We start from the raw sequence: 21444 nt of genomic DNA on the forward strand, positions 1-21444 counted from the left end.
TGCTGTTGTTCCGGACCTCGAGCAACCTGGCGTCCGCCTATGGCATCGCGGTGTCCACGACGATGGTGGCTGACGGCATCATGGGCTTCGTGGTGATCTGGAAGCTCTGGAACCTGCGGGCCGCGGTGGCCGCGGCGATCATCGCTCCGTTCGTGATCGTCGACCTGACCTTCTTCAGCGCCAACCTGCTCAAGCTGTTCGAAGGCGCCTGGGTGCCGCTGCTGTTCGGCGCCGCGATGGTGGTGACGATCTGGACCTGGCGACGCGGCTCGGCGATCCTGATGCTGAAGACCCGCAAGATCGAGGTTCCGCTCGACGATCTCGTCGCGAGCCTGGAGAAGCGGCCGCCGCACATCGTCAAGGGCACCGCCGTCTTCCTCACCAGCGATCCCACCTCGGTGCCGACAGCGCTGCTGCACAATCTCAAACACAACAAGGTGCTGCACGAGCACAACGTCATCCTGACCATCGAGACCGCGCAGACGCCGCGTGTCGACGTGGCCGAGCGGGTGCGGATGGAGAAGATCAGCGAGAAGTTCTCCAAGGTCCGGCTGCGCTTCGGCTTCATGGAATCGCCGAACGTGCCGCGGGCGCTTGCGGTCGCGCGCAAGCTCGGCTGGCAGTTCGACATCATGTCGACGTCGTTCTTCGTCTCGCGCCGGTCGCTGAAGCCGTCGTCGCAATCCGGCATGCCGGCTTGGCAGGACCATCTGTTCATCGGGCTGAGCCGCTCGGCCAACGACGCGACCGACTACTTCCAGATTCCGACCGGACGGGTGGTGGAAGTTGGTACTCAGGTAACGATTTGACGGTCTGAGGACCTTCGAACCGTTTAAGATATGTTGAAGGGCCTTGCTGACATGCAATATCTGCAGGGCATAGCTCAGGCGCTACGGCTATAAGCCGCGCGCTCTGCCATCTTGTGCAGTGAAGCATTTAACCAGTCCTCGAGAGGGCTACCCCAATGACAGCCGACATCGCAGCCACGCCCGCGGAAACGCCGGCGACCAACGGGCATGGCGATGCCCACTCCACGGCCAGCTTCACCGCGCTAACCCTGGGGAGCATCGGCGTCGTCTATGGCGACATCGGCACCAGCCCGCTCTACGCGCTGCGCGAGGCCGTGGCTGCGGCCAGCAGCAGCGGCGATCCCGCTCCCCATGCCGTCATGGGTGTGCTCTCGCTGATCCTGTGGGCGCTGGTGGTCGTCGTCACCCTGAAATACGTCGTCATCCTGCTGCGTGCCGACAATCACGGCGAGGGCGGGACCCTGGCCCTTATGGCGTTGGCACAGCGCGGGATCACCCGCGGCGCCGGCACGATCGTCCTGCTCGGCATCATCTCGGGCGCGCTTTTCTACGGCGACGCCGTGATCACGCCAGCCCTTTCGGTCTTGTCGGCGATCGAGGGCGTCAAACTCGTGACGGCGGCGTTCGACCCCTATGTCGTGCCGATGACGATCATCATCCTGGTCATGCTGTTCGCGGTTCAGGTGCGCGGCACGGCCAAGGTCGCCGCCTTTTTCGGTCCGATCATGCTGATCTGGTTCCTGGTGATTGGGGTCGCGGCACTGCCGCCGATCCTGCGTCATCCCGAGGTGCTCTGGGCGGTCAACCCGCTCAATGCCGTGACCTTCATGCTGCATCACGGGATCGTCGGCTTCATCACGCTCGGCGCCGTGTTCCTCGCGGTGACGGGAGCCGAGGCGCTCTATGCCGACCTGGGCCATTTCGGCAAGCGACCGATCCAGACCGCCTGGCTGTTCGTCGTGCTGCCGTCGCTGGCGCTGAACTATCTGGGGCAGGGCGCGCTGGTCATTGCCGACGCCAAGGCGATCGAGAACCCGTTCTTCCTGATGTTTCCGGATTGGGCGCTGATCCCGATGGTGGCGTTGGCCACCGTCGCGACCGTGATCGCGAGCCAAGCCGTCATCACCGGCGCCTATTCGCTGACCCGGCAGGCGATCCAGCTCGGGCTGCTGCCGCGCTTCGAGATCCGCCATACCTCCGAGGCGCATTCCGGCCAGATCTATATTCCGCGCATCAACAAGCTGCTGCTGCTCTCGGTGGTGCTGCTGGTGCTGTTGTTCAAATCTTCCAGCGCGCTGGCGTCGGCCTACGGCATCTCGGTCACGGGCACGATGGTGGTGACCGCCATGATGGGCTTCGTCGTGATCTGGAAGGTCTGGCGGTGGTCGCCGTTCGCCGCGGCTGCATTGATTGCGCCGTTCCTGTTCCTGGACCTGACCTTCCTGTCGGCGAACCTCCTGAAGGTGCTGGAGGGCGGCTGGGTGCCGCTGGCGCTCGGCGGCTTCGTGATGACGCTGATGTATACGTGGCGGCGTGGCAGCCGGCTCTTGTTCGACAAGTCGCGCAAGCTGGAGTTCCCGCTCGCCGACCTCGTCGCGATGCTGGAGAAACGGCCGCCGCAGCGGGTGCCCGGCACGGCCGTCTTCCTGACCTCCGATCCGCTGAGTGCGCCGACGGCGCTGATGCACAGCCTCAAGCACTACAAGGTGCTGCACGAGAAGAACGTCATCCTGACCATTGAGACCGCGCCGACGCCGCGCATCGACCCGTCGGAGCGGGTGCGCCTGGAGCAGATCAGCCCGACCTTCTCCAAGGTCACCCTGCGCTTCGGCTTCATGGAGTCGCCGAACGTGCCGCGGGCACTGGCGATCGCGCGCAAGCTCGGCTGGCAGTTCGACATCATGTCGACCTCGTTCTTCCTGTCGCGCCGAGCGCTCAAGCCGGCGGCGCATTCCGGCATGCCGCGCTGGCAGGATCACCTGTTCATCTCGATGAGCCGCTCGGCCAACGACGCCACCGACTATTTCCAGATCCCGAGCGGGCGCGTGGTCGAGGTCGGAACACAGGTCACGATCTAGGGTGCGGCGAGGCGTTGAACAGCCCGCCGAGGCGCTTGATTTTCCGCGCGTGCGGGGCGAGTTTGGCGCCGGTTCGGGGCCTTGTCCGGCTCCGCTGAAGGCTTTGGAGGATGGGCGTGGCTGTTGTGCACGATTTGACCCCGCAGGACGTGGCCAAGGGGCTCGCCGAGGGGCGAATTCTTCTGGTGGACGTCCGCGAGCCGAACGAAGTTGCTGCGGAAGCCTATCCGGACGGCATCGTTATTCCCTTGTCGAGCTTCGACCCGAAGCTGATCCCGGATCCGAAAGGCAAGGACGTCGTGTTCGCCTGCCGCTCCGGCAAGCGCTCGGTCACCGCCTCGATGGCCGCGCAGGCGGCGGGCCTGGCGTATGACAAGCATCTGCAAGGCGGGATGCTCGGCTGGAAGGCGGCCGGCCTGCCGATCAAGACCGGCGGCTGACGCGGCATCATGATCTCGCAGAACAAGGTCTTCGCCGATCTGCCCGTCACTATTTTCGAGCAGATGTCGCAGCTCGCGCGCGACAACAACGCCATCAATCTGGGGCAGGGCTTCCCCGACGATCCCGGTCCGGAGGATATCCGCCGCGCCGCGGCTGACGCGGTGTTGAACGGCTACAACCAGTACCCCTCGATGATGGGCCTGCCCGAGCTGCGCCTGGCGATCGCGGCGCACTACAAGCACTGGCACAAGCTCGATCTCGACCCGATGAGCGAGGTCATGGTCACCTCGGGCGGCACCGAGGCGCTGACCTCGGCGATCCTGTCGGTGGTCGAGCCGGGCGACGAGGTGATCTGCTTCCAGCCGGTCTACGATTCCTACCTGCCGATCATCCGCCAGGCCGGCGGCATCCCGAAGCTGCTGCGGCTCGAGCCGCCGCATTGGCGACTGTCCGAGGAGATGCTGCGCTCCGCGTTCTCGCCGAAGACCAAGGCGGTGCTGTTCAACAACCCGCTCAACCCGGCCGCCGTGGTCTATCCGCGCGAGGACCTCGAGCTGCTGGCGCGCTTCTGCCAGGAGTTCGACGCGGTCGCGATCTGCGACGAGGTCTGGGAGCATGTGGTGTTCGACGGCCGCGAGCACATCCCGCTGATCACCATTCCCGGCATGCGCGACCGCACCATCAAGGTCGGGTCGGCCGGCAAGATCTTCTCGCTGACGGGCTGGAAGATCGGCTTCGTCTGTGCCGCGCCGCAGCTGCTGCGCGTCGCCGCCAAGGTGCACCAGTTCCTGACCTTCACGACCGCGCCGAACCTGCAGATGGCGGTGGCCTACGGCCTCGGCAAATCCGACGATTACTTCGTCAACATGCGCGCCGAGCTCTCGCGCAGCCGCGACCGGCTGACAGCCGGGCTCGAGAGCCTGGGTTTTCCCGTGCTGAAGGCGCAGGGGACGTACTTCCTCACCGTCGACCTGTCGCCACTCGGCCTCAACGAGACCGACGAGCAGTTCTGCCGGCGCATCGTTCACGACTACAAGGTGGCGGCGATTCCGGTGTCGGCGTTTTACGAGAAGGACGCCGTGACCTCGGTCGTCCGGTTCTGCTTCGCCAAGAAGGACGCCACGCTCGACACGGCACTGGAGCGCCTGTCCGACGCCATCCACCGACGCTAGGAGAGGAGCCTCATGACGCGCGGCTGCATTCGTTCGGCTCTGGCGCTGGCCGCCGCAGTGCTGACGCTTTCGGTCTCGGCTGGTAGTGCCGAAGAGCGCGTCGTGAACTTCTACAACTGGTCGAACTACATGGCGCCCGGTGTCCTCGACGACTTCACCAAGGAGACCGGCATCAAGGTCGTCTACGACACCTTCGACGCCAACGAGACGCTGGAGACGCGGCTGCTCGCCGGCAAGTCCGGCTACGACGTCGTGGTCCCTACGGCGTATTTCCTGCAGCGCCAGATCAAGGCCAAGATCTTCCAGCCGCTCGACAAGTCCAAGCTGCCGAACCTCGCCAATGCGTGGCCGGTCGTGACCGAGCGTCTCGCCATCTACGATCCCGGCAACCAGTTCGCCGCCAACTACATGTGGGGCACGACCGGGATCGGCTACAACGTCAAGACGATCGAGAAGATCTTAGGGCCGGGCGCGCGGATCGACAGCTGGGACATGGTGTTCAAGCCGGAGAATCTCGCCAAGTTCAAGGATTGCGGCGTCCACATGCTGGACTCCGCCGACGACATCTTTCCGGCGGCGCTGAACTATCTCGGCCTCGATCCGAACTCGACCAAGCAGGCCGACCTGGAGAAGGCCGCCGAGGTGGTCGGCAAGGTCGCACCCTCCGTGCGCAAGTTTCACTCCTCCGAATATTTGAGTGCGCTCGCCACCGGCGAGATCTGCCTCGTCGTCGGCTGGTCCGGCGACATCATGCAGGCCCGCAGCCGCGCCGAGGAGGCGAAGAACGGCATCGAGATCGGCTACGCGATTCCGAAAGAGGGCGCGCAGATGTTCTTCGACAATTTTGCGATTCCCGCCGACGCCCAGCACGTGCCCGAGGCGTATGCGCTGATCAACTATCTCTACCGGCCGGAGGTCGCCGCCAAGAACTCGGATTTCCTGTCCTACGCCAACGGCAATCTGGCGAGCCAGAAGCTGATCGACCCGAAGATCCTCGGCGACAAGAACATCTATCCTGATGACGCGACCTTGAAGAAGCTGTTCGTCATCACCGCCCGCGAGCCAGCGACTCAGCGGATCATCAACCGGCTCTGGACGAAGGTGAAGACCGGGCGGTGAAGATCCCCGTCATTCCGGGATGGTGCGTAAGCACCAGACCCGGAATCTCGAGATTCCGGGTTCGATGCTGCGCATCGCCCCGGAATGACGAAACTTGATAGCTTCGTCGACCTGACAAATCGGTTGAAAGCTCACGCCAGCCGGTGCATCGCGCAGAGCTTGTTGCCGTCGAGGTCACGCAAATACGCGAGGTACAGCTTGCCGGTTGATCCCTGGCGCACGCCAGGCGGATCTTCACAGGTGGTGCCGCCGGCTTCGAGGCCCGCTGCGTGCCAGGCATCGACTTGTTCGGGCGAACTGCAGGCATAGCCGATGGTGCCGCCGTTGGCCGGCGTCGCGGGCTGGCCGTTGATCGGCTTGGAGACCGAGAAGATGCCGGTCGGCGTGATGTAGAAGATGCGGTGGCCGTCGACCTTGGCCGGGCGCACGCCGAGGGTGCCCAGGAGCTTGTCGTAGAAGGCCTTGGCCTTGTCGAGGTCGTTGGTGCCGATCATGATGTGCGAAAACATCAGCGCTTATCCTCCCTGGAGATTCCGAACAGCGTGTCGGATACGGCGCCAAGGTAGCGAGCGTTGCTACGTGAGGTAAGAGTTTTCTTCGTAGGGTCCGCTGATGGAAGGCGATGCTATCGGCTGCCTTCCTTGTGGTGGAATTTGACCGCGCGAAGCGATTACCGCCAGCGGCGGTGCAGCCAGAGCCATTGCTCTGGATATTCGCGCACCCAGCCTTCCACGACGTTGGTCACAGCTTGCGTCATGCCCTGGATGTCAATCTGTCCATTGGCATCGCGCACCGGCTTCACTTCCTCCGATAGCTCGGCTTGGAAGCGGTTGCCAGGGAGGCGGATGATGCGCACGCCATGCACGGGGCATTCGACCTGGCGGAGCAGGCGGGCCAGCATCGGATTGGCGCGGGTCTTGCGGCCGAAGAACGTCACCTCGACGCCGCCGGTCAAATACTGATCGACCAGCATCGCGACGTGCTGGCCGTTCTTGAGCGCCTGGCCCAGCCGCAGCGGCGCGTCCCGGCCGGCCGGGATCAGCGTGCCCATCTTCACCTGGCGCATCTCCTGGATGATGCGGTCGGCGGCGGCGATGTTGGGGCGGCGATAGAGGATCGCGGTATCCAGCTTGTGGGCGACGGCGGCGAGCGCGGGCATTTCCCAGTTGGCGAGATGGCTCGCAAAGATCAGCGCCGGCTTGCCGTCGAGGCGGAGCTGATGGAACAGCTCGTGCGTCCGCGGCGTCAGCTCGATGCGGCTGCGCTCAGGATGCTCCTCGTCGTAGTCCCAGATCTTGTCGAGATGCGCGAACTCGGCGCCGACGCGGCCGAGATTGTCCCAGACGCCGGCGAGAATATGCTCGATCTCCTCGGGCGATTTCTCCGGGAAAGCCTTGGTGAGATTGTCGCGGCCGATGCGCTGCTCGCGCAAGCGGGGGCCGATCCACTGCGCGATGCGCGCGAAGCGGTCGGCCGTCTTCTGCGGATCGAAATAGCGCGTGGTCTTGAGCATGCCGACCGTCAGCGCGCCGACGGCGGAAGACCCGAGCGACTTCACCTTCTGGCGGATGACGAGCTTGGTCCGGAGCGGAATGAGACTCATCGATGCCGACAGGCCGATCAGGCCGGTTCGCGGGTCAGGATCAGCGAAGCGTTCTGGCCGCCGAAGCCGAACGAGTTTGACATCACGGCCGTGACGCGCGCCTCGCGGGCCTTGTTGCCGACGACATCGAACAGGATCGCGGGATCCGGAATGTCGTAGTTGATGGTCGGCGGGATCAGCTGATGCTCGAGCGTGAGCAGCGAGATGATCGCCTCGACCGCGCCGGCCGCCGAGATGGTGTGACCGACCATCGACTTGTTGGACGAGACCGGGATCTTGCCGGTGTGCTCGCCGAACACGGCGGAGACGCCGACATATTCCATCTTGTCGTTCTCGGGCGTCGCGGTGCCGTGGGCGTTGATATGGTCGATCTGCTCGGGCGCCATGCCGGCGTCGGCCAGCGCCTTGCGGATGCAGCCGATGATCGGCTTGCCGTCCGGCGAGGAGCGGGTGCGGTGGAACGAGTCCGTCAGCTCGCCGCAGCCAGCGACGACGCCGAGGATCTTGGCGCCGCGCGCCACGGCCGCGTCGTAGCTCTCCAGCACCAGCGCGCCGGCGCCCTCGGCCATGACGAAGCCGTCTCGGTTCTTGGAGAACGGCTTGGAGGCGGCTTGCGGCGGATCGTTCTGCGTGGACAGCGCCGACAGCAGCGAGAAGCGCACCAGGCCTTCCGGATTGACCGAGCCTTCAGTCGCCGCGCACAGCGCGACGTCGGTCTCGCCGCGGCGGATCGCCTCGACGCCGAGCTGGATCGCGGTGGCGCCGGAGGCGCAGGCGGTCGACAGCGAGATCGGTGAGCCCTTGGTGCCGAAGGTGTCCGACAGCGAATCCGCCACCGAGCCGAACAGGAAGCGGTGGTGATAGTTGACGAACTTGCCGCCGCCGCAGACCTTCAGCAGGTCGTCATAGGTGAAGTGCGTGCCGCCGACCTCGTGCGCGAGCTCGAGCCGCTGCGGCCACTCGATCTCGACAGGAGCAACCGCGAGAAACAGCGGGCCGGGGAAGTCGCCCTTGGAGCCGATGCCGGCCTGCGCGATTGCTTCCTCGACGGCCATGTGGCCGAGCCGCTCGGAGAGGCCGGTCGACGTGAACGGCGCCACCGGCACGAAGTCCACCGTGCCGGCCATCGTCGTCTTCAGCCCGTCGATCGGGAAGCGCGTGATGGTGCGGATGCCGGACTCGCCGGCCACCAGCTTGGTCCAATTGTCGGACTTGCCGGCCCCGAGCGAGGTGACGATGCCCATGCCCGTCACGACCACGACGGGGCGTCCAAACTTGTCGCGTACACTCATGATGTCCCCCGTCGCGTCGTCTTCAGCCGCGCGCCGCGTTCACTTGACAGCTTCGACCAAGGCCATGCCTTCGCCGCGGTAATGGCCGGCACCGACCACCACGATCTGGGTCGGAGCCTGCTTCATCTCGCTCTCGACGCCGGACGTGTCGCCGGGCGCGAACAGCGCGCCGCGCGAGATCGACAGCGCGGCGAGCGCGAGATCGAGCGCGAAATGCGCCTCCATCGTGTGGCCGAAGCGGGTGCCGCTCGAGCGCACGGCGAAAGACTTGTGATGGTCGAGGAACGCGCGCTCCTCCGACGTCACGGGCTCGGCGCCGGTGGCGCCGGTGATGATCGCGCCCGCGGCGTCGTGCACGTCGAGCGCCGACCACAGCCGGTCGAGCGTGCCGGTGACGGCACCAGCCTCCTTGCGGCGGGCGCGATCGGCGACGACCTTGCTCAGCCGCGCCAGCGGCTTGGCGCCGCGCGCCTCGGCATGCGGCTTCGATTCGAGCACCAGGAACGCGCCGGCCGAGCCGAGCGCGAAGCCCGGATGCTCCTTGCGCGCCCACACCGGCTTGAACTCGTTCTTGAGATTGTAGTCGCCGAACTCGTAGAGCACGAGCAGGTCCTTGCGCTCGCCATTATGCGAGCCGCCGACCAGCGCGATGTCGCTCTGTCCGCCGGCGATGCGGGCCAGGGCGATCTTGAACGCGTCGACGCCCGCGACTTCCTCGCCCATGAAGGTGCGCGAGGTGCCGCAGACGCCGTGCGAGATCGCGATATTGCCGGCAAGCAGGTTCGAGAGCTGCGCCAGAAACAGCGTCGGGCGCAGATCGCTCATCAGCCGGTCGTTGAGGAAGCCCGGCGTGCAGTTGCCCTCGGCTTCCGCGTTGAGAATCGCGGTGTCGACCGAGATGTCGCGCTCGCCGCCGCCGGCAGCGACGATCATGTCCATCCGGGACAGGATGTCCTTGTTGCCCTTGAGGCCGGCGGAATCCAGCGCGAGCCCCGCGGCATAGGTGCCGATGCGCTGCCACGCCTCCATCTGGCGCTGTTCCTTCTTCGGGATCTGCGCCTCGAGATTCACCTTGGCCCAGGGATGCACGATGTAAGGGGCAAAGCCCTTCTCATCGACATTGATCTGGCCGGCGTTGAGAGCCTCCCAGTTCGCATCGAGGCCCTCGCCAAGCGAGGTCGCAAGGCCGATGCCGGTGATCCAGACTTCGACGGGGGCTGATGTCACGGAAGGCGTCTCACTCATCGCTGCAGGATCTGTTGCGGAAAGCCGACGCGCTCGGCGACGGCGTCCATGTGTCCGCGCAGCTCCGGATTGGGGAAGGGGACGTGGCTGAACGTGATCGTCGCGTTCGAGCGCAGCTTGCCGCCGACCTTCACGCGCGCCTCGGTGATGGCGTAGCCGGAGCCCTCATGCAGCACGTTGGCCTCGACGGTCAGCACCTCGCCCGGCTGCACGAAGCCACGCATCTTGGCTTCCTTCACGGCGGCAAGGAACGGCATCCGCTCGAACTTCATCAGCGCGAGCAGCAGCCAGCCGGAGGTCTGCGCCATCGACTCGATCAGCAGCACGCCGGGCATGATCGGATAGCCCGGGAAGTGGCCTTCGAAGATCGTGCTCTCGGTGGGAACCTTGGCTTCGACGGTGATGGTCTTCTCGTCCAGCTTGAGGTCGAGAATGCGGTCGATCAGCAGGAAGTATTCGATCTGCATGGCGGGCGCTCAGGCGCCCTTGGCGGCGACCAGCTCGTCGATGCGGGCGCACAGGTTCTTGAGCACGAAATACTGCTCGGTGCTGGCTTTGCCGTCGTTGACTTCCTGCGTCCACTTCTCGAGCGGCAGCTTGATGCCGAAGGCCTTGTCGATCGCGAAAGCGATGTCGAGGAAATCGAGGCTGTCGATGCCCAGATCGTCGATGGCGTGGCTATCCGGCGTGATCGTGTCGCGCGGGATGTCGCAGGTTTCAGCGATGATCGTGGCGACCTGATCGAATGTTGAGGACATCACTAAGCCTTTGAATTTTGAAGCTAATCCGGTAGGTGGCGACGAGAGGACACCGCGCCCCCGAAAGGCGTCTGATGCGAGCCCTGATACCCCCGTCGCCCGGGAGTCGTGTGCCCGTATATCGGAGCGCCGCCGTGAGTTCAATGGAGCCGGACAGGGCGGTTGTGGCGGGATTGTGATGCCCTGTCAGGGAGGCCAGGCGCCCCGTCAGGGCGTGTAGGTCTCGGTGATGATGCGGGCGCAGTCGCGCCGTCCGGTCAGCAGGCAGTCCTGGGTCTTGCGCAGATCGGCGATGCTCATCGCCAGCCAGATGCCGATCGCGGTCAGCGCGATGGTGAAGGCGATGGCGGCGATGTTGGCCAGGATACGGTGGCGGAAATCGTCGGGCTCCTCGCGCGGCTGCTCGTAGCGGGAGAGGTCGAGGGACACCGGCTCGGGACGCCGTAGCGGCACAGGGGGATTGACGTTCGGACTGCCGCCTTCGGCGACGCGCCGCACCGGACCATTGCGCGGCCGGAACGGCACCACGCGATGCTCGTCCTCCGCTGCGATGGGGCGCTGGGTCTTCATGCCTCGACTCCGATGCTCTTTCTTAGCACGCGGGCCTAAGCTCCCACAAAGAAACTTTGCTGCTATTGAGCTGCATCAGACGAGCGTCTCGCCCTGCGGATGTGTCGTCGCCACTGCATCTGGTGTATCGATGGAACCCGCGTGCTGCCGGCGCCGATCTCGCCGGAGCTGTTGACGACGTCCATTGGAGCCGACCCATGGCCAATTTACGCGAGCCGCTGTTGCATCCGATCCCGATCCTGTCGCTGCGTCCGACGCAGATGACGGTGGGCATGCGCGAGGTGAAGGAGAAGCGCGCGCGTTTTCGCGAGCACAAGGCTAAGAAGAAGGCCGAGCTGCTCGGCAAGCACATGATCCCGGTCGTGCTCGGACCGGACAAGCGGCACTACGTGGTCGACCACCATCACCTGGCGCGGGCGCTGCACGACGAGGGCGTCAAGGACGTGCTGGTCACGGTGATCGGCGATCTCTCGATGGTCGATCCCGACGGCTTCTGGAACGTGATGGACAACAAGCGCTGGGTGTATCCCTACGACGCCAAGGGCGAGCGGCGGCACTTCAAGGACCTGCCGAAGAGCGTCGCTGACCTGAAGGACGATCCGTTCCGGAGCCTGGCCGGCGAGCTGCGCCGCGCCGGCGGCTTCGCCAAGGACACCACGCCATTCAGCGAGTTCCTGTGGGCTGATTTCCTGCGCCGCAAGGTCAAGCGCAAGACGGTCGAGACGCATTTCGCCGCGGCCATGGAGCACGCGCTGGCGCTCGCCAAGGGCCATGACGCCGTCTATCTGCCCGGCTGGTGCGGCCCGGCGTCGGACGACTGATCAGCGCTTACTTCGCCTTTGGCAGCCGCCCCATCAGATAGAACTCGTCATTGGGCCGCATGCCCGTGACGTTGGCCATCCGGTTCGACAGCGCGAAGAAGGCCGCGATTGCGGCAATGTCCCAGATATCGTCGTCGCTGAAGCCGTGGCCGGTCAGCGTCTTGAAGTCGGCATCGCCGACGGTCTGCGCCTCCAGCGCGACCTTCATCGCGAAGTCGAGCATGGCGCGGTGGCGCGGGGTGATATCGGCCTTGCGGTAGTTGATCGCGATCTGGTCGGCGATCAGGGGATTCTTGGCGCGGATGCGCAGGATCGCGCCGTGGGCGATGACGCAATACTGGCACTGGTTGGCGCTCGAGGTCGCCACCACGATCATCTCGCGCTCGGCCTTGGTCAGCCCGCCATCCTTGTCCATCAGCGCATCATGATAGGCAAAGAAGGCGCGGAACTCGTCGGGCCGGTGCGCCAAGGTGAGGAAGACGTTGGGCACGAAGCCGCTCTTCTCCTGCACCCCTAACAGGCGCGTGCGGATGTCGTCCGGCAGCGCGTCGATCGCGGGGACGGGGAAGCGGCTGATGGCGGGCTGGGTCATGGCAACGGGTCCGGCGTGGCGTGTGGGGAGCGAACCTTAGTCGATCGGAGAGGAGGCGCAACGGTTCGGCGTCAGTTCATCACCTCGACCGTGGCCGAGCGGCCGGCGACCAGCTCGCGGCGCTCCGGCACCTGGTCCAGCGCAATGCGCACCGGAATGCGCTGCGCCAGCCGCACCCAGTTGAAGGTCGGGTTGACGTTGGCGAGCAGGCTCGCGCCCTCGGCGCGGTCGCGGTCCTCGATGCCCGCGGCAATGCTCTCGACATGGCCGGTCAGCACCTCGCCGGTGCCCATCAGGCGGATACGCACGGGCGCGCCGACGCGGATGCGCGGCAGCTTGGTCTCCTCGAAATAACCCTCGACGTGCAGCGTGTCGGTGTCGACCAGGGCCATCACGCCCTTGCCGGCGCTGACGTAAGTGCCGGGACGCAGATCCATGTTGGTGATCACGCCGTTGACCGGGGCGTGCACCTCGCTGCGCTCGAGATTGAGTTTCGCCACCGCCTCGTCGGCTAGCGCCTGGTCGTAGGACGCCTGCGCCTGCTGCTGGGTGGCGAGCACCTGCTCCTGCTTCTGCTGCGACACGGCCTCGGTGGTCAGCGACTGATAGCGATTGAGATCGGCATTGGCCTGGTTGAGGGTGGCCAGGCGTCCGGCGACGACGGCGTCGGCCTGCTGCAGCGCGAGCTTGAAGCGGGCGCGATCGATCCGGAAGATCACGTCGCCCTGATGCACCGGCTGGTTGTCGCGCACCAGCACCTCGGTGACGAAGCCGGAGACGTCGGGCGCGATCTGGACGATATCGGCGCGGACGCGGCCGTCGCGGGTCCACGGCGCCTTCATGTAGTAGCCCCACAGGTAGCTGCCGACCAGGACTGCTGCGGCGACGGCGGCCGCGGTGACCGCAACGCGGCCGAGCAGGGCGAAGGTGCTTTTCACGACAGGAGCTCCGAAGCGAGATAGACGATGCCGCCGAGCGCGCAGACGTACAGCGCGAAGTCGAACAAGGCGGGGTGCCAGACCAGGCGGTAGACGCCGAGGCGGCGCATGAGGACGCGCAGCAATGCGATGCAGCCGTAGGCCACGACGAGCCAGAGCAGCAGCGAGGGCACCAGCACGCCGGCGATGTCGATGTCATGTCTCATGCGACGAGGCTCCGCAGACCGGTCGCGTCGGCGTGATACGCCGGCGCGTCCGGGAACAGTCCGGTGCGGATGCCGACCAGTCCGATCAGCGCGTCCTCCTTGGCTGCTGCGGCCGGCTCGGCGAGCGTCTTCAACAGCGCGACGTCGATCGCGGCGAGCAGATCGGTCGGCATCGCATCGGCACCGGTCCCGCGGCTGCGGCACGCGGCGGCGAGATAGTCGAGCATGGTGTCGATGGCGCCGAGCGTCGCCGCCGTCAGCCCGTGACGGGCGCGGCGGAGATCGATGATGTTGAGGCCGACGCGCAGCTGACTGAGGCTGTCGAGCTCGCGGCGGTCGTCCTCGGGGATGGCCGCGAAGCGCTGCGCCAGCAGGCCGAGGCGGTCGAGCATCAGGCCGACAAAGGCGGCGCGGTCGTGATGGCCACGGCGCTCGGCGGTCAGGGCCAAGGTCTCCCAGCTGGTGCGCAACAGCCGCTGCGCGATCCATTCGGCGCGGACTGAGCGCACCAGGCGGGTCAGCACCACGGCCGCGGCCATGCCCACCATGAAGGCAATCGCCGAATTGGCATAGCCCTGGAAATCCGCGCTGTAGGTCGACTGCAGCGCCAGCAGCGTGGCGCCATTGGCGCCGAGCGCCATGCCGATCGGCGTGGTCTGCGGGCGGGCGATCAACACGCCGAACAGCAGGAAGGCCGGCGCCAGCGCGGCGATCAAGAGCTCCACATCGGAGATCGCCGGGATGATTGCAAACAGGTAGACCGCGTCGATCACGATCGCGACCAGCGACCACGCGGCGAAGCGGACGATGCTGGGGGCGGGGTCGTCCTGCGCGGCGAAGAACGAGCAGGCGACCGCCGCCATCATCGGTGCCGAGGCGCCGTCGGTCCAGCCGGTGGCGATCCAGAACGCGCAGCAGACCAGGATGGCGAAGACGACGCCGGCGGCCGACCACAGCGCCAGCGCGTGGTCGCGATGCCGGGCCGGCGCGATCCCCTGCTCGGTGCGGAAGGCGAGCGGCACCTTGGCCGTCTCCTCGCTCGCTGCAATCGCCGCGTTCAGCGCCCGGCAGTCCTCGGCGATGTCGACCAGCTCGCGCAGGCGGATCAGGAGGCTCGCGATCATGATCTGGTCCCAGGACGCGTTGTCCTCCAGGGAGGGGCGGAGCGCGTCGATCGCGGCACGCAGGCGATCGGCCGGCTCGCGGTCGTCGGCTGCGATGACCCAATCGGCCAGGCGTTGCAGCAGCTCGTTCAGCTCGCGCCCGATATGACCTTGGAGCGCCGCCAGCCGGTCATGGACCGAGCCGAGCAGCGGGAGCAGCAGTTGCATGTGCAGCCGCAGCGACCGCAGGCCCTCGACGGCGTCGTGGTCGGCCTGCCGGTCGAAGGCGAGGTGGGTCGCGAGCGTGTCGATCTCCAGCGCTTCGGCTGCCAGCCGCAGCCGGTGGGCGCGGTCGTCAGCGCTGCCGCCGCCACCGAGCAGCACGTCGCGGCTCAGCCGGCGTGCCTCATCGAGCCAGCGCTCGACCTTGCCGGCGACCGCCGGCGCGACGCTGCGCGGCAGCACGATGGTCGAGACCAGCGTGGCACAGACGATGCCCAGCGTGATCTCCTGGGCGCGCGCCACGGCGACGTCGAAGATGCCGCCGGGATCGGTCACGGCGGGAAATCCGATCAGGGCCAGCGTGTAGCCGGCCAGCATGAAGAAATAGCTGCGCGGCGTGCGGTCGAGCAGCGAGACATAGAGGCAGGCGCCGGTCCACAGCGCAATGGCGAGGCTGAGCAGCTCGGGCGAATTGACGAAGCTCGGCACGATCGCCACCGACGCCGCGGCTCCCGCGAGCGTTCCGAGCACGCGGTAGAGCGCCTTGGAGGCGGTGGCGCCGGCCAGTGGCTGCGAGGTGATGTAGACGGTGGCCATCGCCCAATACGGTCGCGGCAGGTCGATCCACAGCGCGATCAGGAGCGCCAGCATCGCGGCTCCGAACGTCTTCACCGAGAATGCGAGGTCCGCGCCGCGCACCGGAAAGGTCATCGTGTTTCGCATCAGAGGCCCGGGTCGGACGATACGGTGTCGTGCAGGCGCGTCATGCGCTGCGCGATGCGATGCAAAACGTCGGAGGCAACCGCGAGGTCCTCAGGCGAGATGTCCTGAAGCAGAAAGGTTCGCACGCGCCCGAGCACGGCCTCGATTTCCGTAGCCTTGGCTTCGCCGCTGGCGGTCAAATGCAGCGTCTTGGCGCGGCGGTCAGTGGGGTCCTCGCGCCGCTCGACGAGCTTCTCGGTCTGCAACAGGTCGATCAAGCGGACGAGAGAGGGGCCCTCGATGCCGACCTCCTCGGCCAGCGCGCCCTGGCGAATGCCGCCGTTTGCGTCCTTGCCGCGACGTGCCAACGCCCGCAGCGGGTGGGCCGTGGCCTGCGACAGGCCGTGATCGGCCAGGGCCTGGTCGGCCTCGCGCCGCCACAGCCGGGCGACGCGGGCGATCAGCAGGCCGATCTCCGATTGGGCTTTGGTCGGACTGGACATCGTGAGATTTAGATAGGATCAGAATTGATAGGATGCAATCAATTCGAACGAACGTCTTCGTGATGGGCCCGGGAGCTGGCTGGAGATCACCAGGCTCCGGCTCTGGCCACGAAGGACTGTGGTCCTCAGCTCAGCGCAGCGGCTTCTTCAGCAGGGAGAAGCGGTCGGGGTCGAGACCGAGCGAGGGCTGCAGCATGGGCGCGTCCAGCGAGGTGGCAAGCCCGCCGCCGCGATCGCCAGCGCTGTTCATGACGCTCATGCCGCCATCGCCGTTGGAGGCCTCGCGGCTCGAGGTCGCGCCGCGCCAGCGCTCCAGCACGGCGCTGACGAAGTGCATGTCGTGACCGGCATTGACCGAGCGCACGGTGGCGATGGTTGCCTCGCTGCGCGGCAGCTGATGCAGCGGCACCTCCTTGAAGCGCAGCCGGGTCGGCAGCGCCACGCCTTCGCCGAACGCCAGCACCTCGCGGGTGCCGAGCGAGGGGACAAAGGAGAGCAGGTTGGCGGCGGCGTCGGAGACCGCCGAGCGCAGCAGCGATTGGTCGCGCTCGTTGGCGAGGCGCATCGTGAACAGCGTGTTGCACTGGGAGATGATGGTGGCGTCGAGCTCGGCCGGGCGCTGCGTGACGAGACCGAGATAGACGCCGTATTTACGGCCTTCCTTGGCAATGCGCGAAATCGCCTTGCGGGTCGGGCCGAATCCGATCGAGCGGTCGGCGGAGGCGTAGCGATGCGCTTCCTCGCAGACGAACAGCAGCGGTGAGACGCCATCGCTCCACAGGCCGAAATCGAACGCCATGCGGCACACGACCGAGACCACGGAATCGACCACCTCGGCGGGGAAGCCGGCGAGCTGCATCACCGTCATCGGCCGGCCGTTGGCGGGCAGGCGGAACAGATGGCTGATGACCTCCGCCATGGTGTCGCCGCCGACATTGGCGTTGTCGAACATGAAGGCGTAGCGCGGGTCGTTGCGCACCGTCTCGATACGCGAGATCAGCTTGTGATAGATGATGCGCGAGGAGCGGTTCTCGAGCTTGCCCATGCGCTCGTCGATCAGGTTGATCAGGTCGACGAGGCGGTAGGGTACGGGCGTATCGACGGTGTAGCCGATCGTCTTCGGGTCGATGCGCTTCAGACCGATGCGGTCGGAGTTCTGGTACTGGGTGTAGATGCCCTTCGCCAGCGGGATCACCTCGGCGAGGATGTCGAGCTCTTCCGGCACGCCGGGCCGGCCGCCGAACAGGACGTCGACGATCTCCTCGAAGTTGAACAGCCAGAACGGCAGCTTGAGATTGCGCGGGTTCAGCACCAGCGCCTTCTCGCCGAAGCAGCGGCCATATTCGTTGTGGACGTCGAGCAGGAAGATGCGCAGGTTCGGCCGCGCTTTCAGGATTTCGTTGAGCAAGAGCGACACGCCGGTGGACTTACCGACGCCGGTCGAGCCGAGCACCGCGAAATGCTTCGACAGCATCTCCTCGACGTTGACGCAGGCGCGCACGGACGTGTCCTGCTGCAGCGCGCCGATGTCGATGTGGTCGCCCGCGGTGGGCGTATAGATCGTGCGCAGCTCCTGGCTGGTGATCATGTCGACGGCGTCGCCGATGGTCGGGTAGTGGGTGACGCCGCGTTGGAACTTGGGCCGATCGGCGGGGCCGAGGATCTCGCCGAGCAGGTCGACCGACGCGGTGGCGACATATTCGGTCGATTTCGACAGGTCTTCGCTGGTGACCTCGGTAATGATGGCAACGATCGTGGCGCTGGGGCAGCGAATGCTGATGAAGCGGCCGACTGTCGCGCGGATTTCGGAAACGCTCATCTGCTTGGCATGCAGAAGAATGCCGACTCGGGCCTGAGAGCCCCGAACCGAGATCACACGTCCGAAGGATGTCACGGTCATGAAACCTGTGGTGAATTGTTGAGCCGACACCTTCGCCGGAGGGACTGGAGAATTTGTTAAGCGGGTTACATTTCTGGCCGCCCGGGCTCCCGGTGGTGCGGTTGTGGCACACATTTCGAGGTTGCGAGGGAGCCTCCTTAAAGCAGTCTAACGCATTGGGTGATAAGGCTTTCTGCACTCTGCGCTAAACCGATGTCACAGCCGCCGCGATTTACGCGCGGTTTACCATGTCGATCGGCTGGTTCGGCCGGCATCCACGCGTCCAGAGGGCACGAGGGCAACGCCGAACAGAGGATCGTCGGGACTTCGTTTTCGCGCGGCGCGACCGCGCCGAGATTTGATCACGATCAATCTGGCACGCGGGGCGGGCCGGTATATTTCTGCCGAAGCGCGAGGAGGCGGAGACCGGCCGATCTCATTGAGCGCGACGGCCGTTCCATGCCGCTTGAGAGCCGATCCTCGCGTGAAGCAGGAGGATGAAGTCATGGCTGAACCCACCAAGCTGCCTGTCAATACCGAGAAAGCCAATGCGCCGTCCGTGCAGGGATGGCGACCGTTCGACAATCTGCGCCGCGAGATCGATCGCGTGTTCGAGGACTTCCACGGCGGACTCTGGCGCACGCCGTCGCTGTTCGACCAGCTGCCGGGTCTTGCCCGCGCGCGGTCGTTCGCCCTGGCGCCTGCGGTCGACGTCGCCGAGCACGACAACGCCTATGAGGTGACCGCGGAGCTGCCCGGGCTCGACGAGAAGAACGTCGAGGTGAAGGTCGCGAGCGGCGTGCTGTCGATCAAGGGCGAGAAGCAGGAGGACAAGGAGGAGACGAAGAAGGACTATTACGTCCGCGAGCGCAGCTTCGGCTCGTTCGAGCGCTCCTTCCAGATTCCGGACGGCGTCGACACCGACAAGATCGAGGCGGTGTTCAAGCAGGGCGTGCTGAAGGTCACCTTGCCGAAAAAGCCGGAGGTGCAGAAGGCCGCCAAGACCATCGACATCAAGGCGGCGTGATCGCGCCAAGCGCGCTTGCGCCCGCATCTCGTGTCCCATGATCATGGGACAAGGAATGCTTCGATGCCGACCAAGGGCCGCTGTCGCGGCCCTTTTTTTCGCGGGCGCGCCCGGCTAATCTGCGTCCCAACAAGGGGTCCGCGCTGCCGGACTGGGAAACGACCGGAAGGAGACGAGGCGATGGGCAAGCTCGCACTGGCGGCCAAGATCACGCATGTGCCGTCGATGTATCTCAGCGAGCTCGATGGCCCGGCCAAGGGCAAGCGGCAGTCCGCGATCGACGGCCACATCGAGATCGGCCGGCGCTGCCGCGAGGCCGGCGTCGACACCATCGTCGTGTTCGACACGCACTGGCTGGTCAATGCCGGCTATCACATCAACTGCGCGCCCCACTTCCAGGGGCTCTACACCTCGAACGAGCTGCCGCACTTCATCGCCAACATGACCTATGAGTACGATGGCAATCCGGAGCTCGGTCACATCCTGGCCAAGGGTGCCAACGCGCAGGGTATTGCCACCATGGCGCATGACGCGACCTCGCTGGCGCTCGAATACGGCACGTTGGTTCCGATGCGCTACATGAACCCCGATCGCCACTTCAAGGTGGTGTCGGTGTCGGCGCTGTGCACCTCTCACTATCTGGCCGACAGCGCCAAGCTCGGCTGGGCTTTCCGCCGGGCCGTGGAGGACCACTACGACGGCACGGTCGCGTTCTTCGCATCGGGCTCGCTGAGCCACCGCTTCGCTCAGAACGGCACCGCCGACGAATATCGCGACAAGATGTTCAGCCCGTTCCTGGAGCGGCTCGACCACGAGGTGATCCAGATGTGGGAGCAGGGCGAGTGGCCGGATTTCTGTGACATGCTGCCGGAATACGCCAGCAAGGGCCATGGCGAAGGCTTCATGCACGACACCGCGATGCTGCTCGGGGCGCTCGGCTGGAATCATTACGACCGTGGCGTCGAGGTGGTCACGCCGTTTTTCCCGTCCTCCGGCACCGGGCAGATCAATGCGGTGTTCCCGGTCACGCCGATGCCGCCTGTGCTGGACGATGTCGGTCGGCCGCGCGCCGCCGCGCTCGCCGGCGGGCGGCTCTGAGCGGCGACCGCCTCACCAGACGCCGGCTCGCCTCAGCATCTCGAGGATATCCTCAGGAAAGACCTGATCGGTGGTGGCCGCGAGCTCGGCTGGCCGCCACCAGCGCTGCGCCGCGATCGCGGCGCGCTCCAGCTCGGTCCAGTGTCGCGATGAGACGTCGGCGCTTCCCACCCGGACCAGGAAGTAGCGCTCGTCCGAGCTGACCTGTTCGCCGTCGACCATCGTGAAGTTTACGCTTCTGCGCGCGATCTGCAGCCCGGGATGGTCGATCCGCACTCCGGTCTCCTCGAACATCTCCCGGCACGCCGCCGCCTCATAGCTCTCTCCGGGATCGAGCCCGCCGCCCGGCGTCGCCCAGAACTGCTGCCCCGTCAGCGCGCCGGCGATGTGAACAAACTTGAACAGCAGCAGCCGGTCATCGGGATCGACGACCAGCAGGCGGGAGGAGGGACGTGCGCGCATGTGACGAAGCTTTCGGCTGATGCGCATGTCATAGCGCTCTCGCAAGGCTGCTCTACCGCCATTGTCGGACTCCGTGCCACTGGAATCGGAGCGTCTGGCCGATTGGAGGCCATGAATGACCCGGGCGCGATTGTGGAGCGGAGCAGGAGTCTCCATGACATCGCCCATCTGATATGACCTTGCACGAGTGGCACGCTGCGTTCCATCGATTGAACTTCGGGGCGCCGGTGGCGACCAATCCGGAGCTTGGTCAGGATTGGTCGTTTTGATGATGTGCATGATATTTTGGCTCGTTGTGCTCCTCGTCGTCCCCGGCATCGCCGCGGCTCAGGGGACCGGGCGTGAGGCGTGTGACGTCGCCGTCGACATCACCGATCGCGATCCGCATGGCGCCAATGTGCGCGCCGCTCCCGGCGGCAGCGTGGTCACGGCGCTGAAGAATCCGACCAGCGATGGCTGGATCGTCGTGCATCTCACCGCGCAGCAGGGCGACTGGTTCGAGATCGACCGGGCCACGCTGATCGATGTCGATCAGGACCGCGAAAGAGTCATCTTCCAGGGGCGGGGCTTTCTGCACCGGAGCGTCGTCGGTGCCGGCGGGCTGCAGAACGGCGCTGTCATCTACCGCGATCGTGATACGGCGAGCGCGAAGCTCGATCCGCATGCGGACGGCGATCAGGCCGTCGAGCTGCTCGGCTGCTCCGGCGCGTTCGCCAAGGTCCGCGTCAAGAAGGGGATCGGCTGGACCCGGCAGCTCTGCACCAACATGGTCACGACCTGCTCCTGACCGCATGCGTCGACTGG

General features: G+C 65.9%; 23 protein-coding genes. 9 read left to right on the forward strand and 14 right to left on the reverse strand.

Features of this window, described 5'->3' with window-relative positions:
* From BRAO375_RS17000 to BRAO375_RS17020, 5 genes are all read left to right on the forward strand, one after another.
* A partial coding sequence (locus BRAO375_RS17000; protein ID WP_035640725.1) for a KUP/HAK/KT family potassium transporter occupies positions 1–809 on the forward strand: 809 nt, incomplete at its 5' end.
* Positions 810–964: 155 nt separating this feature from the next.
* Positions 965–2887 (forward strand): potassium transporter Kup, encoded by a 1923-nt coding sequence (locus BRAO375_RS17005; RefSeq protein WP_009028698.1) that lies wholly within the window; start codon positions 965–967, stop codon positions 2885–2887.
* 110 nt (positions 2888–2997) lie between these two features.
* Positions 2998–3327: a rhodanese-like domain-containing protein gene (locus BRAO375_RS17010; RefSeq protein ID WP_085964511.1), complete on the forward strand. Its 330-nt coding sequence runs from the start codon at positions 2998–3000 to the stop codon at positions 3325–3327.
* A gap of 9 nt (positions 3328–3336) precedes the next feature.
* A complete protein-coding gene (locus BRAO375_RS17015) occupies positions 3337–4500 on the forward strand; it encodes an aminotransferase (RefSeq protein ID WP_009028700.1) in 1164 nt (387 codons plus the stop codon).
* Between the two features lie 12 nt (positions 4501–4512).
* On the forward strand, positions 4513–5619 hold the full coding sequence (locus BRAO375_RS17020) for a polyamine ABC transporter substrate-binding protein (RefSeq protein ID WP_009028701.1): 1107 nt from the start codon (positions 4513–4515) through the stop codon (positions 5617–5619).
* Between the two features lie 131 nt (positions 5620–5750).
* On the opposite strand, the gene BRAO375_RS17025 is transcribed toward BRAO375_RS17020, so the two are convergent.
* The 7 genes from BRAO375_RS17025 to BRAO375_RS17055 all read right to left on the reverse strand — a co-directional run bounded on the left by BRAO375_RS17025 (position 5751) and on the right by BRAO375_RS17055 (position 11087).
* The gene (locus BRAO375_RS17025; RefSeq protein WP_009028702.1) at positions 5751–6128 is read right to left on the reverse strand and encodes a VOC family protein; all 378 of its coding nucleotides are present in this window, start codon (positions 6126–6128) and stop codon (positions 5751–5753) included.
* Between the two features lie 161 nt (positions 6129–6289).
* Positions 6290–7222, reverse strand: a complete 933-nt coding sequence (locus tag BRAO375_RS17030) for a lipid A biosynthesis lauroyl acyltransferase (RefSeq protein WP_009028703.1) — start codon at positions 7220–7222, stop codon at positions 6290–6292.
* A 17-nt stretch (positions 7223–7239) separates the two neighbouring features.
* Positions 7240–8514 (reverse strand): beta-ketoacyl-ACP synthase, encoded by a 1275-nt coding sequence (locus tag BRAO375_RS17035; RefSeq protein ID WP_008962796.1) that lies wholly within the window; start codon positions 8512–8514, stop codon positions 7240–7242.
* A gap of 39 nt (positions 8515–8553) precedes the next feature.
* Positions 8554–9759 (reverse strand): beta-ketoacyl-ACP synthase, encoded by a 1206-nt coding sequence (locus tag BRAO375_RS17040; protein WP_009028704.1) that lies wholly within the window; start codon positions 9757–9759, stop codon positions 8554–8556.
* The gene (locus BRAO375_RS17045) at positions 9756–10226 is read right to left on the reverse strand and encodes a 3-hydroxyacyl-ACP dehydratase FabZ family protein (RefSeq protein WP_009028705.1); all 471 of its coding nucleotides are present in this window, start codon (positions 10224–10226) and stop codon (positions 9756–9758) included. The genes BRAO375_RS17040 and BRAO375_RS17045 overlap by 4 nt, the downstream gene beginning before the upstream one ends.
* Before the next feature lie 9 nt (positions 10227–10235).
* Positions 10236–10517 carry an acyl carrier protein gene (locus BRAO375_RS17050; protein WP_006609130.1) on the reverse strand — a complete coding sequence of 94 codons (282 nt, stop codon included), beginning with the start codon at positions 10515–10517 and terminating at the stop codon, positions 10236–10238.
* Between the two features lie 207 nt (positions 10518–10724).
* Positions 10725–11087 (reverse strand): hypothetical protein, encoded by a 363-nt coding sequence (locus tag BRAO375_RS17055; RefSeq protein WP_009028706.1) that lies wholly within the window; start codon positions 11085–11087, stop codon positions 10725–10727.
* Positions 11088–11284: 197 nt separating this feature from the next.
* Between BRAO375_RS17055 and BRAO375_RS17060 the strand changes: the two genes are divergently transcribed.
* Complete coding sequence (locus BRAO375_RS17060) at positions 11285–11908, forward strand: ParB-like protein (protein WP_009028707.1); 624 nt, start codon at positions 11285–11287, stop codon at positions 11906–11908.
* A gap of 7 nt (positions 11909–11915) precedes the next feature.
* On the opposite strand, the gene BRAO375_RS17065 is transcribed toward BRAO375_RS17060, so the two are convergent.
* The 6 genes from BRAO375_RS17065 to BRAO375_RS17090 all read right to left on the reverse strand — a co-directional run bounded on the left by BRAO375_RS17065 (position 11916) and on the right by BRAO375_RS17090 (position 18074).
* Positions 11916–12500: a peroxidase-related enzyme gene (locus BRAO375_RS17065; protein ID WP_009028708.1), complete on the reverse strand. Its 585-nt coding sequence runs from the start codon at positions 12498–12500 to the stop codon at positions 11916–11918.
* 71 nt (positions 12501–12571) lie between these two features.
* Positions 12572–13438, reverse strand: coding sequence for an efflux RND transporter periplasmic adaptor subunit (locus tag BRAO375_RS17070; RefSeq protein ID WP_009028709.1), 867 nt, complete (start codon positions 13436–13438; stop codon positions 12572–12574).
* Positions 13435–13644 carry a DUF1656 domain-containing protein gene (locus BRAO375_RS17075; protein ID WP_009028710.1) on the reverse strand — a complete coding sequence of 70 codons (210 nt, stop codon included), beginning with the start codon at positions 13642–13644 and terminating at the stop codon, positions 13435–13437. Before BRAO375_RS17075 ends, BRAO375_RS17070 begins: the two co-directional genes overlap by 4 nt.
* Positions 13641–15692: an FUSC family protein gene (locus BRAO375_RS17080; RefSeq protein WP_035640730.1), complete on the reverse strand. Its 2052-nt coding sequence runs from the start codon at positions 15690–15692 to the stop codon at positions 13641–13643. The genes BRAO375_RS17075 and BRAO375_RS17080 overlap by 4 nt, the downstream gene beginning before the upstream one ends.
* Entirely contained in the window at positions 15692–16174 is a 483-nt protein-coding gene (locus tag BRAO375_RS17085; RefSeq protein ID WP_009028712.1) for a MarR family winged helix-turn-helix transcriptional regulator, read from the reverse strand. Before BRAO375_RS17085 ends, BRAO375_RS17080 begins: the two co-directional genes overlap by 1 nt.
* Positions 16175–16304: 130 nt before the next feature.
* Positions 16305–18074 carry an ATP-binding protein gene (locus BRAO375_RS17090; RefSeq protein ID WP_035640731.1) on the reverse strand — a complete coding sequence of 590 codons (1770 nt, stop codon included), beginning with the start codon at positions 18072–18074 and terminating at the stop codon, positions 16305–16307.
* Between the two features lie 484 nt (positions 18075–18558).
* Between BRAO375_RS17090 and BRAO375_RS17095 the strand changes: the two genes are divergently transcribed.
* Both BRAO375_RS17095 and hpaD read left to right on the forward strand, forming a co-directional pair.
* Positions 18559–19080: an Hsp20/alpha crystallin family protein gene (locus tag BRAO375_RS17095; protein ID WP_009028714.1), complete on the forward strand. Its 522-nt coding sequence runs from the start codon at positions 18559–18561 to the stop codon at positions 19078–19080.
* Between the two features lie 180 nt (positions 19081–19260).
* Positions 19261–20178 carry a 3,4-dihydroxyphenylacetate 2,3-dioxygenase gene (hpaD, locus tag BRAO375_RS17100; protein ID WP_009028715.1) on the forward strand — a complete coding sequence of 306 codons (918 nt, stop codon included), beginning with the start codon at positions 19261–19263 and terminating at the stop codon, positions 20176–20178.
* Positions 20179–20190: 12 nt separating this feature from the next.
* Here hpaD and BRAO375_RS17105 read toward each other — a convergent pair whose 3' ends face one another.
* On the reverse strand, positions 20191–20640 hold the full coding sequence (locus tag BRAO375_RS17105) for an NUDIX hydrolase (RefSeq protein WP_009028716.1): 450 nt from the start codon (positions 20638–20640) through the stop codon (positions 20191–20193).
* A 277-nt stretch (positions 20641–20917) separates the two neighbouring features.
* Between BRAO375_RS17105 and BRAO375_RS17110 the strand changes: the two genes are divergently transcribed.
* The gene (locus BRAO375_RS17110) at positions 20918–21427 is read left to right on the forward strand and encodes a hypothetical protein (RefSeq protein WP_009028717.1); all 510 of its coding nucleotides are present in this window, start codon (positions 20918–20920) and stop codon (positions 21425–21427) included.
* Positions 21428–21444 lie beyond the last annotated feature (17 nt).

The sequence above is a fragment of the Bradyrhizobium sp. ORS 375 genome (assembly GCF_000239775.1).
In the GTDB taxonomy this organism is placed as follows: Bacteria; Pseudomonadota; Alphaproteobacteria; order Rhizobiales; family Xanthobacteraceae; genus Bradyrhizobium.

Coding starts and splice junctions, on each gene's coding strand:
- BRAO375_RS17005 (WP_009028698.1), top strand. CDS start 965: ATGACAGCCGACATCGCAGCCACGCCCGCGGAAACGCCGGCGACCAAC.
- BRAO375_RS17010 (WP_085964511.1), top strand. CDS start 2,998: ATGGGCGTGGCTGTTGTGCACGATTTGACCCCGCAGGACGTGGCCAAG.
- BRAO375_RS17015 (WP_009028700.1), top strand. CDS start 3,337: ATGATCTCGCAGAACAAGGTCTTCGCCGATCTGCCCGTCACTATTTTC.
- BRAO375_RS17020 (WP_009028701.1), top strand. CDS start 4,513: ATGACGCGCGGCTGCATTCGTTCGGCTCTGGCGCTGGCCGCCGCAGTG.
- BRAO375_RS17025 (WP_009028702.1), bottom strand. CDS start 6,128: ATGTTTTCGCACATCATGATCGGCACCAACGACCTCGACAAGGCCAAG.
- BRAO375_RS17030 (WP_009028703.1), bottom strand. CDS start 7,222: ATGAGTCTCATTCCGCTCCGGACCAAGCTCGTCATCCGCCAGAAGGTG.
- BRAO375_RS17035 (WP_008962796.1), bottom strand. CDS start 8,514: ATGAGTGTACGCGACAAGTTTGGACGCCCCGTCGTGGTCGTGACGGGC.
- BRAO375_RS17040 (WP_009028704.1), bottom strand. CDS start 9,759: ATGAGTGAGACGCCTTCCGTGACATCAGCCCCCGTCGAAGTCTGGATC.
- BRAO375_RS17045 (WP_009028705.1), bottom strand. CDS start 10,226: ATGCAGATCGAATACTTCCTGCTGATCGACCGCATTCTCGACCTCAAG.
- BRAO375_RS17050 (WP_006609130.1), bottom strand. CDS start 10,517: ATGTCCTCAACATTCGATCAGGTCGCCACGATCATCGCTGAAACCTGC.
- BRAO375_RS17055 (WP_009028706.1), bottom strand. CDS start 11,087: ATGAAGACCCAGCGCCCCATCGCAGCGGAGGACGAGCATCGCGTGGTG.
- BRAO375_RS17060 (WP_009028707.1), top strand. CDS start 11,285: ATGGCCAATTTACGCGAGCCGCTGTTGCATCCGATCCCGATCCTGTCG.
- BRAO375_RS17065 (WP_009028708.1), bottom strand. CDS start 12,500: ATGACCCAGCCCGCCATCAGCCGCTTCCCCGTCCCCGCGATCGACGCG.
- BRAO375_RS17075 (WP_009028710.1), bottom strand. CDS start 13,644: ATGAGACATGACATCGACATCGCCGGCGTGCTGGTGCCCTCGCTGCTG.
- BRAO375_RS17080 (WP_035640730.1), bottom strand. CDS start 15,692: ATGCGAAACACGATGACCTTTCCGGTGCGCGGCGCGGACCTCGCATTC.
- BRAO375_RS17085 (WP_009028712.1), bottom strand. CDS start 16,174: ATGTCCAGTCCGACCAAAGCCCAATCGGAGATCGGCCTGCTGATCGCC.
- BRAO375_RS17090 (WP_035640731.1), bottom strand. CDS start 18,074: ATGACCGTGACATCCTTCGGACGTGTGATCTCGGTTCGGGGCTCTCAG.
- BRAO375_RS17095 (WP_009028714.1), top strand. CDS start 18,559: ATGGCTGAACCCACCAAGCTGCCTGTCAATACCGAGAAAGCCAATGCG.
- hpaD (WP_009028715.1), top strand. CDS start 19,261: ATGGGCAAGCTCGCACTGGCGGCCAAGATCACGCATGTGCCGTCGATG.
- BRAO375_RS17105 (WP_009028716.1), bottom strand. CDS start 20,640: ATGCGCGCACGTCCCTCCTCCCGCCTGCTGGTCGTCGATCCCGATGAC.
- BRAO375_RS17110 (WP_009028717.1), top strand. CDS start 20,918: ATGATATTTTGGCTCGTTGTGCTCCTCGTCGTCCCCGGCATCGCCGCG.